The organism is Kribbella orskensis, from assembly GCF_004342085.1.
Lineage (GTDB): Bacteria > Actinomycetota > Actinomycetes > Propionibacteriales > Kribbellaceae > Kribbella > Kribbella orskensis.
The window spans coordinates 919,004-932,032 of the sequence record NZ_SLWM01000001.1 but is presented as its reverse complement, the minus strand read 5'-3'; the positions used below and the strand labels follow the sequence as shown (position 1 = coordinate 932,032).

At 68.6% G+C, this 13,029-nt stretch carries 15 protein-coding genes; 4 read left to right on the top strand and 11 right to left on the bottom strand.

The annotated features are described in order from the left end of the window. The first annotated feature begins 153 nt into the window (after nucleotides 1–153). Nucleotides 154–1,176: a zinc-dependent alcohol dehydrogenase family protein gene (locus EV644_RS04525; protein WP_132186813.1), complete on the top strand. Its 1,023-nt coding sequence runs from the start codon at nucleotides 154–156 to the stop codon at nucleotides 1,174–1,176. 103 nt (nucleotides 1,177–1,279) lie between these two features. Here EV644_RS04525 and EV644_RS04520 read toward each other — a convergent pair whose 3' ends face one another. The 5 genes from EV644_RS04520 to EV644_RS04500 all read right to left on the bottom strand — a co-directional run bounded on the left by EV644_RS04520 (nucleotide 1,280) and on the right by EV644_RS04500 (nucleotide 5,151). After that, nucleotides 1,280–1,963, bottom strand: a complete 684-nt coding sequence (locus EV644_RS04520) for a hypothetical protein (protein WP_132186814.1) — start codon at nucleotides 1,961–1,963, stop codon at nucleotides 1,280–1,282. Further along, a complete protein-coding gene (locus EV644_RS04515) occupies nucleotides 1,960–3,111 on the bottom strand; it encodes an L-histidine N(alpha)-methyltransferase (protein WP_132186815.1) in 1,152 nt (383 codons plus the stop codon). The genes EV644_RS04520 and EV644_RS04515 overlap by 4 nt, the downstream gene beginning before the upstream one ends. Before the next feature lie 125 nt (nucleotides 3,112–3,236). Continuing rightward, nucleotides 3,237–3,437: a cold-shock protein gene (locus tag EV644_RS04510; RefSeq protein WP_132186816.1), complete on the bottom strand. Its 201-nt coding sequence runs from the start codon at nucleotides 3,435–3,437 to the stop codon at nucleotides 3,237–3,239. 167 nt (nucleotides 3,438–3,604) lie between these two features. Further along, complete coding sequence (locus EV644_RS04505; RefSeq protein WP_132186817.1) at nucleotides 3,605–3,784, bottom strand: hypothetical protein; 180 nt, start codon at nucleotides 3,782–3,784, stop codon at nucleotides 3,605–3,607. Continuing rightward, a complete protein-coding gene (locus EV644_RS04500; protein ID WP_132186818.1) occupies nucleotides 3,781–5,151 on the bottom strand; it encodes a PspC domain-containing protein in 1,371 nt (456 codons plus the stop codon). Before EV644_RS04500 ends, EV644_RS04505 begins: the two co-directional genes overlap by 4 nt. A gap of 210 nt (nucleotides 5,152–5,361) precedes the next feature. Between EV644_RS04500 and EV644_RS04495 the strand changes: the two genes are divergently transcribed. From EV644_RS04495 to EV644_RS04485, 3 genes are all read left to right on the top strand, one after another. Then, nucleotides 5,362–6,876, top strand: a complete 1,515-nt coding sequence (locus EV644_RS04495) for an ATP-binding protein (protein WP_132186819.1) — start codon at nucleotides 5,362–5,364, stop codon at nucleotides 6,874–6,876. Beyond that, a complete protein-coding gene (locus tag EV644_RS04490) occupies nucleotides 6,873–7,517 on the top strand; it encodes a response regulator (RefSeq protein ID WP_132186820.1) in 645 nt (214 codons plus the stop codon). The genes EV644_RS04495 and EV644_RS04490 overlap by 4 nt, the downstream gene beginning before the upstream one ends. 124 nt (nucleotides 7,518–7,641) lie before the next feature. Further along, nucleotides 7,642–8,964 carry a C1 family peptidase gene (locus tag EV644_RS04485; RefSeq protein WP_132186821.1) on the top strand — a complete coding sequence of 441 codons (1,323 nt, stop codon included), beginning with the start codon at nucleotides 7,642–7,644 and terminating at the stop codon, nucleotides 8,962–8,964. 69 nt (nucleotides 8,965–9,033) lie between these two features. Here the strand turns inward: EV644_RS04485 and EV644_RS04480 are convergent, their stop codons facing one another. From EV644_RS04480 to EV644_RS45150, 6 genes are all read right to left on the bottom strand, one after another. Then, complete coding sequence (locus EV644_RS04480) at nucleotides 9,034–9,789, bottom strand: alpha/beta fold hydrolase (RefSeq protein ID WP_132186822.1); 756 nt, start codon at nucleotides 9,787–9,789, stop codon at nucleotides 9,034–9,036. 164 nt (nucleotides 9,790–9,953) lie between these two features. Next, nucleotides 9,954–10,691 (bottom strand): PIG-L deacetylase family protein, encoded by a 738-nt coding sequence (locus EV644_RS04475; RefSeq protein ID WP_241997733.1) that lies wholly within the window; start codon nucleotides 10,689–10,691, stop codon nucleotides 9,954–9,956. A 106-nt stretch (nucleotides 10,692–10,797) separates the two neighbouring features. Beyond that, nucleotides 10,798–11,439 carry a ClpP family protease gene (locus EV644_RS04470; RefSeq protein ID WP_132186823.1) on the bottom strand — a complete coding sequence of 214 codons (642 nt, stop codon included), beginning with the start codon at nucleotides 11,437–11,439 and terminating at the stop codon, nucleotides 10,798–10,800. Beyond that, entirely contained in the window at nucleotides 11,439–12,086 is a 648-nt protein-coding gene (locus EV644_RS04465) for a ClpP family protease (RefSeq protein WP_132186824.1), read from the bottom strand. The genes EV644_RS04470 and EV644_RS04465 overlap by 1 nt, the downstream gene beginning before the upstream one ends. Before the next feature lie 48 nt (nucleotides 12,087–12,134). Continuing rightward, entirely contained in the window at nucleotides 12,135–12,362 is a 228-nt protein-coding gene (locus tag EV644_RS04460; protein ID WP_305000076.1) for a response regulator transcription factor, read from the bottom strand. A 103-nt stretch (nucleotides 12,363–12,465) separates the two neighbouring features. Then, entirely contained in the window at nucleotides 12,466–12,630 is a 165-nt protein-coding gene (locus tag EV644_RS45150) for a hypothetical protein (RefSeq protein WP_199239627.1), read from the bottom strand. Between the last annotated feature and the right edge of the window lie 399 nt (nucleotides 12,631–13,029).

Here is a 13,029-nt window from a genome sequence, read left to right as displayed (position 1 = left end):
TTCCTGCGCGGGGTGTCGGTGGTGCTTGGGGGCGGGCTCGCCGGGGGTGTGGGGCGGTACCGGGTGCGTGGCTCGCGGTGTGGTGGGGGTGGTGGAGGCGACTCGCCGGGGGTGTGGGGTCTGCGGGTGGGCATCGTGGGTGAGGATGGGGCGATGCGGGCTGTGGTGGTTGAGGAGTTCGGGGTGCTGCCGTCGGTTCAGGATGTGGCGGTGCCTGAGGCGGACCCGGGTGGGGTGGTTTTGAGGGTTGAGGCCACTGGATTGTGCCGGAGTGACTGGCATGGGTGGCAGGGGCATGACTCCGACATCGTGTTGCCGCATGTTCCTGGCCATGAGTTGGCCGGGACCATCGCGGCCGTGGGGGCTGGCGTTGCCGGGTGGAAGGTGGGCGATCGGGTTACGACGCCGTTCATCTGTGCGTGTGGGAATTGTGAGCAGTGCTTGGAGGGCAATCAGCAGGTCTGCCCCAATCAGCTGCAGCCTGGCTTTAATTACTGGGGTTCGTTCGCTGAGTACGTCGCGTTGCCGTTTGCCGAGGTGAATCTGATCCGGCTGCCGGAGACCATGGACTTCGACACCGCAGCCGGGTTGGGGTGTCGGTTCGCGACGTCGTTCCGCGCGGTTCGGCAGGTCGGTCGGGTCGCTGCCGGCGAGGACGTGGTGATCTTCGGCTGTGGTGGCGTCGGGCTGTCCGCCGTGATGATTGCCGCCGCGCTTGGTGCGCGCGTCATTGCCGTTGATACCAACCCTGCGGCCCTCGAACTGGCTCGCTCGTACGGCGCTGCCGACACCGTGCAGGCGTCATCGGACGTAGTACAGGAGATTCTCGAGCTCACCGGTGGTGGTGCGCGGGTGACGATGGATGCGCTGGGGTCGAATGCGATCGTCCAGGACGCCTTGCGGTCGTTGCGGCCCAGGGGTCGGCATCTTCAGGTCGGTCTGCTGCCGGACGGAGTGCAGTTGGATGTGTCGCGGCTGATCGGGCAGGAACTGGAATGGCTCGGGAGTCACGGGATGCCGGCTCATGCCTACCCCGAGATGCTCGATCTGGTTGCCTCAGGCAACCTCAAGCCGCAGGACCTGATCACCCGCACGATCTCCCTCGACGAAGTCCCCGCCGCGCTCGACGAGCTCACCGCCGGTACTCCGGCCGGCGTCACCGTCATCCGCCCCTAGCGGTGCCGGCGTCACAATCACCCGTCCGAAGAACCTCAGCGCCGGATTAATCATCCAGTTGCTATCACCAAGACACTGCTCCGCGAGGCTCGGAACCACCTGATCAGGCGGGAGGGAGCCGGGTGAGGAGGGTTTCGAGCATCTCGCGGGTGGAAGCGAAGTAGCTGTTCTCGCGGTGCAGGGCGCGGTGGAACGCGGCCAGCTCCGCGGGGGAGATGGTGTTGGAGAAGGTGCTGATCTCGGTCAGGTCGAGGCGCCGGTTGAACAGGTGCACGGTGTCGCGCCAGCGGTGCAGCAGGCCGACCAGCTCGGCGTCGCGGTGCCGGCCGAGTGCGCCGGAGACGAGGGCAAGGTCGACCGCGGACACGACCAGCCGCGGGTAGACCTGGCGCTGGGTCGGTTGCTCGGGGGAGAAGCGATCGTCGGACAGCAGCCTGGTGTTCTCCTGCAACTCGTCCGCGACGGCCCGCAGGATCTCGCTGCGCCGCTCGGCCTCGGCAGTCAGCCGTTCCACGAAGATGCCGGTCAGTCCGGCGACCAGGGTGAGCGAGTTGACCGCGGGCTCCCAGCGGCTGTTCTCCGGCCAGAAGAACCAGATCACGCCGAGCACGAACGCGACCATCAGCAACCCGTAGCTGACAACCGTCACGACCCTCCGCCGGTACGCCGTCCAGCGCGCGCCCTGCACCGACGAGCGCAGCGCCTTCGTCAGCACCCGCAGCCGCGCGAGCACCCGCAACCGCGCCCGCCGCACATCCCGCCGCTCAGGCGGGCCTGGTTGGGTCATTGGGCCCAGATGTCGTCGGCCAGGGTCTTGGTGACGTCACCGGCCGACTCGGGGGCCAGCAGCAACAGCTCGAGGCCGAACGGGTTCGGGCGGCGGGTGTGGCGGAACTGGGACTGGATGCTCTCGACCGGGGTCAGGTCGCAGGCCTCGGTGAGCCGCTTCAGCCGGGCGGTCGAGTACTTCCGGGTGGTGTAGAGCCGGATCGTGTCGCCGACCGGCAGCAGCACCTCGGTGTGGTCCGGCAGCCCCATCCGGATGTCGTCCTCGGTGGTGTTCTGCCAGATGATCTTCACCAGCAGCGCGTCCTCGTCCTCGACCTGGCCGATGAACCGGACCAGCTCGTTGTCGATCTTCAGATCGGTGTTGTAGCGCAGCGCACTGGTGACGAACTCCGCGAACGCCCGGGTCTGGTGGTACTCGTCCGCGGCGGCGCGGGCCGTCTCGGCGTCCAGCCGGGTGGTGCTGGCGACCTCGAGCAGCAGCCGGTCCTGCGGGCGCAGCACCTCGGTGATCAGCTCGAGCAGTTCCTGGTCGTTCTCGAAGTTGGCCAGCGTGTTGCCGGTCAGCGTGTAGAGCAGCGGCTCGTCGCCGATCAGCCGGGTGAGCAGCTGGGACAGCTCGGCCAGGTTGTCCGCGATCGAGAAGTCGAGCTGCACCGGCAGCACCTGCGCCATCGGGAACCTTGCCCCGCGCACCGGTTCGAGGGTGCCCATCCGGAGCATCTCCGAGCTCATGTCGACCGGGATGTAGTACATGTCGGGGTTGTTGCGCCGCATGTCCTCGAGGATGGTGCGGTCCTTCACCCCGGTGCCGATGCCCAGGCTGACCAGGTGGAAGGCGCCCTGGGCGACGTGCGGGCTGACCTTGCGCCAGTGCCGCAGGAACGACTCCGTGCCCGCCTTCATCACCAGGTAGAACGGGTCGTTGGTGGCGTTCGCCCAGGCGATGGTCGGGCCGATGCCCCAGTAGGAGAAGCCGGAGGTGATCTGCTTGCCGTCGCCGGTCTTCGACACCGGTCCGCGCAGATCGCCGGTCAGGGTGGCGAGCTTGTCCGTCTGGTCCTCGCCGACCAGCAACAACGACCAGGCGAAGTCGTCGTCCGCGAGGGCGTGCTCCAGCTTGCGGATCACTGGTACCGGCTCGGTCACGTCCTGTCCCTCCCAAGGTGAGTGGTCAGGTTACCGGTTGCCCACGCTCCGCGCAGGCACAGTAAAGCCCCGCCCCGGCCGTCATGATCAGGTCGGCCGGGTCAGGGCTTGGACACTGGGTGCCGTCAGACCGCCTTCACGGCGTCGGCCTCGCGGCCCTTCGGGCCGTCCACCACGTCGAACTCGACCTGCTGGCCGTCTTCCAGGGTCTTGTACCCGTCGGAGACGATCTTGCTCCAGTGGACGAAGACGTCGTCCTGGCCGTCGACGGCGAGAAAGCCGTAGCCCTTGTCGGCGTTGAACCACTTCACGGTGCCGCGCACCATCACAACTCCTGTAGACCTTCAACGGGACCCGCTGCACTCGGGCCCCTAGGGTGCCGGTCGACCGAACTCGCGGCCGACCGAGCGGTCAACAAGACTAACCGAGCCGCACCGGCCGGTTACCGAGTGGTTCACAGTGTGGGTGCCCGGCGATCAGCGCCGGTTGGTGGTCAGCCGCGCCGCGAAGCAGCCAGGCCGACCACGCCGGCGACCACCAGCAGCAGCGCCGCGGTCAGGCCGAGGTCGTCGGTCTGAACGATGCCGTTGTCGTTCAGGATCCAGATGGTCGCGCTGCCGGAGAGCACGGTGCCGGCGATGATGCCGGGCACGTCCGCCTTCGTCCGCTTCATCCGCGCTCCACTGTGATGCTGCCGAGTTTGAGGTGCACGTCCACGTTGACGGACTGCGGACCCTTCTTAGCGTCGGCGCCGAGATCGGTCAACTGCACGTCGGCGTTGTGCCCGCCCTGCTGCTGGCCGAAGGTGATCAGCTCACCCGCCTCCGCCGACAGGTTCGCGTTGACATCCACGTTCGGCGGGACCTTGACGACCACCTCGCCGACACCGCCGTTCACGACCACCTTGGCGCCCGGCGCGAAGGTCGCCTGGGTCAGGTCCAGGTGGACGGACCCCGCGTCGAACGTGTACGCCGTACTGGTCGCGGTGATCGTCGTACCCGGGGCGGCGACGAAGTTCACGTCGGCGAAGTCGCGGGGCATGTTCGGGAAGATCGTGCTCACGGCGACGCCGATGGCCAGCAGGATGCCGAGCGGCAGCAGCGCCAGGGTCCGGCCCAGGAAGCCGCCGACCAGCATGCCGAGGCCGAGCGTGGCCAGGCCGATCACCAGCATCATCGAGGCGCTCGCCCCGGCCGCCCAGGCGATCGCGATCGCGATACCGGTCAGCGCGACGATCGCCGGCTTCACCCCGCGCAGCCCCTTGACCGGAGGCTCCGCCTTCGTCCTGGTGGCAGTCGCCGGCGGCTCGTCGACGTACAGGCCCAGGGGGTCGTCCTCGGTCCACACAGGCTGGACCGGGGCGGTCACCCGGTCCTGTGGTCGCTGCGCAGCCGAGGACGACGGGCCCGCCGGGGGAGCTGACGGGCCGCTCTGAGCCGTCGCCGAGTACTGCGGCGCGGCAGAACCTTGGGGAGCTGAGTCCTGTACTCCGGAGCCAGGCGCGGCAGATCCGGGGTTGAAGGCGCCGGGCGTGCCGGCGCCGGTGGCCGAGGGATCGGCCGGAGTGGTTCCGTTGCCGCCGGTCCAGTGGCCGCCGCGGTGGGACCAGTGCTGCTTGCGTCCCTTGCGGCGGAAGACCAGCAGCCAGAGCAGTCCGAGCACCACCAGCGGTCCGGGAATGATCCGGCCGAAGTTGAACGACGACATCATCGCGATCGCGACGAAGACGCAGATGCCGATCACCACGGGCCACAGCCACGGGTGGTCGGGCCGGATCCGGTCGCCGAGCAGGCCCTGGGCCGCCGAGCGGTCGCTGCCCTCGTCCGGCATCAGCACCCAGGCGGCCACGTAGAAGAACAGCCCCGGACCGCTGATGACGAGAACCGCCATCACCACCCGGACCAGCACCGGGTCGATGTTGAGCGCCCGGCCGATGCCGCCGCAGACGCCGGCCAGCATCCGGTCGGACCTGCTCCGCCGCCAGCTCTGCACATCGTTCAGCTGGTCGCGGTCGAATCCGCCGCTCGAGTTCTGCTCCATGTCATCGATGGTGTCCCCCCGCGGGCGGCCACAACATAGGGGATACCCCTCGCCGTCCCCGGACGTTACGCAGCGTAAGACCCAGGCGGGAGGCGGCGACTCGGGGATGTCCCCTGGCCGACCCTGAGTCCCGCGGGGGCCGCGGTGAGGAGCCGGCCGGGGACAAGCCTGCTGGTGTCGGCCCTGTCCGCGTGTGACGATTCTTGGGAGATGACACAACCAGCCGCTTCCACGCCCGCGGGCGGACCCCCGGCCACTGGGGCTCCGGCCGCCGGTCCGCATGCCCAGGGCCCGCACGGCCCGGGCGGCTACGGTCCAGCCGGATACGGCCCGGGTGCCTACGGCGGGCAGGGACAGGGTCCCCACGCCGGGCAAGCACAGGGAGCCTTCGGCGGACAAGGGCAGGGTCCCTACGGGACGGCCGGGCCGCAGCAGCCGGCCGGCAACGAGCCACCTCCGGTACGTCGTGCCTACCGCCGCGCGGAGGGCCGGGTGCTCAGCGGAGTGGCCGGTGGCGTCGCCGATCACCTGGGCGTGTCCGACACCGCAGTACGGCTGGTGTTCATCGCCGCGACCGTGTTCGGCGGCTTCGGCGTCCTCATCTACGCGGCGCTGTGGTTCTTGATGCCACTCGCCATCCCGACGGTCCCGCCGGTTCCGGCCGCGCCAGGACTGGCCGCTGCGACCCGGAAGGGGATGCGGGCGGACCAGCCGCCCCCGACGATCTCGTCGGAGGGCAAGGAACGCAGGCGCGAGAAGAACCGCGGACAGCTGACGGCCCTGGTCGTCACCGGCGTCGGCATCCTGCTGCTGTTCCAGGTGGCCGGGTTCGGTATCGCCGGGAAGATGTTCTGGCCGCTGGTGTTCGCGGGCACCGGTCTGGCGCTGATCTGGCGGCAGGCCGACGAAGGCCAGAAGACGGCCTGGACCAACAAGGCGCCGACCCTCGGAGCGCTGTTCGGCAAGGGCGGCCTGAAGTCGATCATCCGGGTGGCGGTCGGGCTGATCATGATCGGCACCGCGGTCACCGTGTTCCTGGTGCAGAACAACCGGCTCTCGATGGTCGGCGACGTGCTGATCGCCCTGCTGCTCGCGGTGATCGGGATCGGCGTCATCGCCGGGCCGTGGGTGCACCGGCTGAGCCGGGACCTGAACGCCGAGCGCGGCGAGCGCATCCGGTCGCAGGAGCGCGCCGACATGGCGGCCCACCTGCACGACTCGGTGCTCCAGACGCTGGCGCTGATCCAGAAGCAGGCGAACGACCCGCGAGCCGTAGTACGGCTGGCTCGGTCGCAGGAGCGTGACCTGCGGTCGTGGTTGTACGACGAGGACGACAACACCGACCAGACCCTCGCGGGAGCGGCCAAACGCGCCGCCGCCGAGGTCGAGGACTCCCACGGCGTCCCGGTCGAGGTGGTCACGGTCGGGGACTGCGACCTGACCGAGGGGTTGTCGGCGATGGTGCGGGCGGCCCGCGAGTCGATGGTGAACGCCGCCAAACACTCCGGGGCTGACAAGATCGACGTGTTCGTCGAGGTCGACGGGGACCGGGCCGAGATCTTCGTCCGGGACCGCGGCAAGGGCTTCGACGCCGACGGGGTGCCGGAGGACCGGCTGGGGCTGCGGCACAGCGTGATGGGCAGGATGGAACGGCACGGCGGCCGCGCAACGGTGCGGTCGAACCCGGAGACAGGCACCGAAGTGCGACTGGAGATGGACAGATGAGCAACCAGCGGCGAGTGGTCGTGGTGGACGACCACGACATGTTCCGGGCCGGCGTGCGCAGCGAGATCGGTGCTTCGGTGGAGATCGTCGGCGAGGGCGCCGACGTCGACAGTGCGGTGAAGGCGATCATCGCCGGTGAGCCGGACGTGGTCCTGCTCGACGTGCACCTGCCCGGCGGCGGTGGCACCGAGGTGATGAAGCAGGTGCACCAGCGGCACCCGGAGGTGAAGTTCCTGGCGCTGTCGGTGTCCGACGCGGCCGAGGACGTGATCGGCGTGATCCGGGCCGGCGCCCGCGGCTACGTGACCAAGAACATCAGCGGCACCGAACTGGTCGACGCGATCGGCCGCGTGGCCGACGGCGACGCGGTGTTCTCGCCGCGGCTGGCCGGCTTCGTGCTGGACGCGTTCTCCGGCGCGATCGACATCGCCTCGGTCGACGAGGACCTGGACCGGCTGTCCCAGCGCGAGCGCGAGGTACTGCGGCTGATCGCGCGTGGCTACGCCTACAAGGAGGTGGCGCGCGAGCTGTTCATCTCGGTCAAGACCGTCGAGACGCACGTCTCCAGCGTGCTGCGCAAGCTCCAGCTCTCCAACCGCCACGAACTCACCCGGTGGGCCACCGACCGCCGCCTGGTCTGACCCCGTCGGGCCGGTCCGTCCGGCCTTCGCCAGGGGTCGTGGGTGGCAGGTTGTGGACAGGTCACACATTCGCCACCCCGTCAGGGGCGCAAGGAGCTTTGCCGCTGTTATACCGTCGACTCTCATGGAGCGGAATCTCACCCCCGAACAGCTCGAGCTCTTCGAGAAGGAATTCGCATCGCGCCCGTCGTACCGGGTGATGCAGAACGCCGTCACGGAGACGCCGGTCGCCAAGATCGCCCTGGACCGTCAGGTCGTCACCTCGCTCGACCATTCGGTGTCGAACCTGCTGGACGACTGGAAGGTGACAAACCAGAAGAAGAGCGGCCGCTGCTGGCTGTTCGCCGGCCTGAACCTGCTGCGGGTCGGCGCCGCGGACAAGCTCGGGGTGAAGGACTTCGAGTTCTCCCAGAACTACCTGCTGTTCTGGGACAAGTTCGAGCGGTCCAACTTCTTCCTCGAGGCGATGATCGAGACCGCCGGGCGCGACGTCGACGACCGGACGGTGGCGCACCTGCTGTCCGACCCGATCGGCGACGGCGGCCAGTGGAACATGTTCGTCGCGCTGGTCCGCAAGCACGGCCTGGTGCCGAAGACCGCGATGCCGGAGACCGAGAGCTCGTCGGCCACCGCCCAGTTGAACGACACGCTCCGCAAGGTGCTCCGCCAGGGCGCCCGGGACCTGCGCACCATCGACGGCGTCGAGGCGCAGCGGGCCCGCAAGCAGGAGATCCTGACCACCGTGCACCGGGTGCTGAGCATCCACCTCGGCACACCGCCGCAGAAGTTCCTGTGGCAGTGGAAGGACAGCGACAAGGGCTTCCACCGCGACGGCTGGACCACTCCGGCGGAGTTCGCCGAGGCGTACGTCACGTTGCCGGTCGACGAGTACGTCTGCATCGTGCACGACCCGCGCGAGTCCAGCCCGACCGGCAAGACCTTCACCGTCGACTACCTGGGCAACGTCATCGACGCCCCGCCGGTGGTCTACCTGAACGTCGAGGTGGACCTGATGAAGCAGCTCGCCCAGGACGCGATCGTCGGCGGCGAGCCGGTCTGGTTCGGCTGCGACGTCGGCAAGCAGATGTCGGCCGACCTCGGCTACTGGGACGCCAAGCTGTACGACTACGAGGCTGTCTACGACACCGAGTTCAACCTGAACAAGGCCGAGCGGCTGCTGCACCACGAGACGCTGATGACGCACGCGATGCTCTTCACCGGCGTCGACCTGGTCGACGGCAAGCCGCGCCGCTGGCGGGTGGAGAACAGCTGGGGCGACGAGAAGGCCGACAGCGGCTTCTGGACCATGAACGACTCGTGGTTCGGCGAGCACGTCTTCGAGATCGCGGTCCGCCGCTCCGCCCTCCCGGCAGAGCTCCAGGCCCGCCTCGACGACGCCCCGATCGTCCTCCCCGCCTGGGACCCGATGGGCGCCCTCGCGGACTGATCCGCTGTATTACGCCGCCGGTCGGAGACCCCAGGGGTTCTCCGGCCGGCGGCGTTTTTCAGAGCTTCATCACTGCACGGTAAGAGCCGTACGGACCAGTTCGATCCCCTCCGCGACCCGTTCCAAGGTCGGCAGGTGCCCGGCCCACGGCAGTTCGACGTACTCGACGTCGGGCAGTTGGGTGGCCAGGAGCGCCGCGCCCTCGCGGAAGAACTGCAGGTCGTGCGCCCCGCTGAAGAGCTTGACCGGCGCGGTGATCGCGGCCGGAGTCACCTCGTACTCCTCGTTGTCCACGTCGTCGCCCGCGGCCAGCTGCACCTCGAACGCCCGCGCCTGCATGACGCGCAGGAGCTCGCGGGCCTCGGCGTCCGCCTCCGGGCCGAGCCAGATCTTCACGTTGAGCGCGGTCGCGCCGTCGACGTCCCCCGCTTCCAGCAGGCGGTTCTCCTCGGCCCAGAACGCTCTGAGGTCCTCGGTCGGCTCCACCCCGTCCACCGGCGGCGACATCAGTACCAGCCGGCTGAACCTCTCCGGCGCCCTGCTCGCGGCCTGCAGCACGACGTTCGCCCCGTACGACGCGGCGACCACCGCCGCAGTACCGATCCCAAGGTGGTCGAGCAACTCCAGCACGTCCCCGGCATCGGAGTACTTCTCGGCCACCTCCAGCGGCGTCTCGCCGTACCCCCGGAGGTCGAGCGTGGTGACCTGATGGTCCCGGCGCAGGTCCTCGACCTGCCCGGCCCACATCCGGGAGTCCGCCACACCGGCATGAACCAATAGAACAGCCGGCCCAGTGCCGACCACCGCATGATGAAGTGAAGTCATGCGGCGAGCATCACCGCATACCTCACTGACGGCAAACCCTTATTCATCGGGCTGCGCTGCATTTCACCGGGCTGTGGTGCTTATCTCCTGGTCATCGGCGGTGAAGTCGGTGGAGAAGGCGAGGTCTTGGCCGCTTCGAGTTCGTCGAGGCGGGCCGTGTCTCCTCAGCGGAGGCGGATGACGGTGAAGGGTTCGGCCAGGTGGCCCTCGGGGAAGCCCGCGGTGGCGGCGTTCTCGCGCATCCACCCCTGGATCATGGTGGGCAGACCGTCGGGGTTCTGGTGCTGGCTGGCGTGGGACATCAGCGCGGCGAGCTTGGCGTCGTACACGTCGGTGATGTCGACGTAGTGGTTGCGCTCGGGGTGTTCCATCATCCAGAGCTCGCCCACGTCCCACGCCTTCAGGCCGTCGGCCTCGAGCTCAGGGAACGCGTAGGGGTTGCCGGCGGCCGGGTAGAACGCGCGGACGGTGGCTTCGGCCGTCGCCATGTGATCCGGGTGCGATACCGGCAGGCGCGACCAGTTGCGTTCGGGGGACTGCCCGAGCAGCCGGTGCGGGCGGACCTGGCGAATCACTCGGACGAGGTCGCGGATGAGCTCCCTGGTGGGCTCGACAGATCCGTCCTCGTACCCGAGGAAATGCAGGTCGTGTACGCCGACGTGCTCGGCGGCGGTGGTCTGTTCGGCCCGCCGGACCGCGGGCATCTCAGCACGGTCGCGGTCCGGCTCGAAGCCGCCGGCCTGGCCGTCGGTGACGATGCAGTAGCTCACCTCGATCCCGGCCCGGGTCCACTTGGCGACCGTGCCGGCGCCGCCGAAGTCGATGTCGTCCGGATGCGCGACGATCGCGAGCACTCGCTCGATCTCGTCGTCAGGGCGGGGATTACCAACAGGCACACTCACGTCAGTGACCCTAGCGTCCTCTGCCACTGGCTTTTGCCCGGAAGACACCGCCCCACCCCACCGGCCTTTCGCGTGGGTGACGCCGGCCCGCCCCGCCACCGCCTGGTCAAGCGCTGGCGGCGGTGGGATGGATGCCGGCGCCTTCCAGGACGGCGACGGGGAAGCGGTGCTGGATGACCTCGTCGACGACGCCGTACTCGCGGGCCGTCTCCGCCGTCAGGACGTGGTCCCGATCGGTGTCGTGCCGCAGCCGCTCCACCGTCTGCCCGGTGTGCGCGGACAGGATCGTCTCCACCTGGCTGCGAACCCGGACCACCTCGTCGGCCTGCAGGATCAGGTCGGGGATCGTCCCCTGCCCGCGGGCGGCCGGCTGGTGCAGGACCACGCGGGCATGCGGCAGGATCGCCCGCTGACCGGGTGCGCCGGCAGCCAGCAGTACTGCGCCGGCGGCGATCGCCTGCCCGACGCAGAAGGTCGCGATGGGGGATCGGACGAACTGCATGGTGTCGTAGATCGCCAGCATCGCGGTCATGTCACCGCCCTCGCAGTTGATGTAGAGGTTGATCGGCTGCTCCGGCTTGTCGGCCTCCAGGTGGAGCAGTTGGGCGATCATCGCGTTCGCGACGCCGGCGTCGATGCCGGTGCCGAGGTAGATGACGCGTTCACTCAGCAGGTGCGAGTAGACGTCCATGATCCGCTCGCCCCGCGGGTGCTGGGTGATCACGCTGGGAATCGTGTAACTGCTCATCAGGCCGCTCCCGCCTTGGCTGCTACTTGTTCGGTTGCCTGTGCCTCTGCTGGTGTTCCGTGCTTCCGCAGTGGCATCACCTGGTCGAAGGACGAGACCACGTGGTCGATGAAGCCGTACTCGAGAGCCTGCTCGGCCGTGTACCAGTGGTCGTGCAGCGAGTCCTCGAACACCGTCGGCCGCGGCTGACCGGTGTCCTGTGCGATCAACCCGAGCACGGTGTCCCGGATGTGGCGCAGGTCGTTCGCCTGGATCTCGATCTCCACGGCCGATCCGCCGATCCCGGCCGAGCCCTGGTGCATCAGGACCCGCGCGTGCGGCAGGGCGAACCGCTTCCCCGGAGTACCGGCGGAGAGCAGGAACTGACCGGCACTGCAGGCCAGCCCGAGGACGAGTGTCGAGACGTCGCACGGCACCAGCCGCATGACGTCGCGGATGGCGAGCATCGACGGCACCGAGCCGCCGATCGAGTGGATCCACAAGGCGATGTCGGTGGTGGAATCCTCGGCCGCGAGGGTGAGGATCTGGGTGGCCAGCAGCGTGCCGTTGTCGTCGTTCAGCTGGCCGTCGAGGACGACGACCCGCTGCCGGAACAACTGCTGCCGGGACTGCTCGTTGAACAGCAAGACCTTGTTCTCATCGGACATGTCTCCACCCTGTCCGACCAGGGGCGCCCAACCCCAGGTTTTCTGCTGCTAGCAGGTCTGCTCACAGCCGATCCGATCGCAGCAGCCCGCGTCTGAAGGCCACCGCGACCGCGGCCGCGCGATCGTTGACGTCGAGCTTTTGGCATAGATGTTCAGCAGGTGACTCTTCACCGTCGCCTCGCTGATGAACAGCTTCGCGGCGGACTCGCGGTTGGTGCTGCCGGCCGCGACCAGTTCGAGGACCTCGAGTTCTCGCTGGCTGAGCAGCGGTTCCACGTCCGGCGTACGGACTCTGTTGACCAGGCGCCCGCCTCGATAGCCGGTACTACGTAGCTGTCGGTGTCGTAGGTGGTCAGGACCAGGATCCGGGCGGGTCACGTCAGCCAATCCAACTCCGGCCGGCGAACGCAGCCCGAAGGTGCTTGCCGTTGACAACCAGAACGACCCCGAGCAGCACCACTCCGCAGACCGCCTGGTCGACCTTCATCCAGACGGGGAACATCCCCGGGATCGCGACGATCACCACGATTGCCACCACCATCACCGCCCGAAAGCACCCGCAACCGCCGGAAGGCGCCCTTCGAGCCATTCGCGGCCCGGGCGGCGAGCACCGACATCAACGTCGCGCTACCCACGACGATGGTCCCTCTGACCCAGACCGCGTCGGTGACGACCTCCACGTGACGCCGGAGCAGCACGATCCCCACCAAGGTGAGGACGCTGATCGCCAGATACACCCCACCAGTCCCCGCACCCGCCCCAACGCGGCCCTGGTGTCCGCATCCTTCATCTCCGTACCGACACTTCCCACGACGCGACCTCTCTTCCTGTGCCCTCCAGCCTCGCGATCCCACCCCCTTCCGAACATCGCCCAACCGGCTGACCGCCAACCAGCCGATCGGCCATCGGTACAGCGGCACGTACTGCGCTGCCGCCTTGCCGG